The sequence below is a fragment of the Arthrobacter sp. 10N418 genome, assembly GCF_056394725.1.
In genome coordinates this window covers 1-350 of the sequence record NZ_JBFTIK010000083.1, presented here as the reverse complement: position 1 = coordinate 350, position 350 = coordinate 1, and the positions used below count along the sequence as shown (strand labels likewise).

1 protein-coding gene is annotated in these 350 nt (G+C 67.1%); it reads left to right on the top strand.

Features of this window, described 5'->3' with window-relative positions; genetic code table 11:
- Positions 1–331 (top strand): ATP-binding cassette domain-containing protein (locus tag AC1DCZ_RS19410; RefSeq protein WP_476976018.1); only part of this gene is annotated, 331 nt, incomplete at its 5' end.
- Between the last annotated feature and the right edge of the window lie 19 nt (positions 332–350).

Genomic DNA, 350 nt, shown 5'->3' with positions numbered 1-350 from the left:
GGGCCAGCGCGTGAAGACCGCGATCGCCCGCGCGCTGATCCACGACCCGCGCAACGTGATCCTGGACGAACCCACCAACGGCCTGGACGTGATGGCCACCCGCGCGCTGCGCCAGTTCATGCTGAAACTCAAGGCGGAAGGGCGCTGCGTGCTGTTTTCCAGCCACATCATGCAGGAGGTCGCCGCGCTGTGCGATCGCATCGTGGTGATCGCGCACGGCCGCGTGGTGGCCGACGAAACTCCGCAGGCGCTGCGCGAGCAGACCGGCGCGGCGAACCTGGAGGATGCCTTCGTGAAGATCATCGGCAGCGAGGAGGGCCTCGCCGCATGAACACCGTTACCGCCAATAC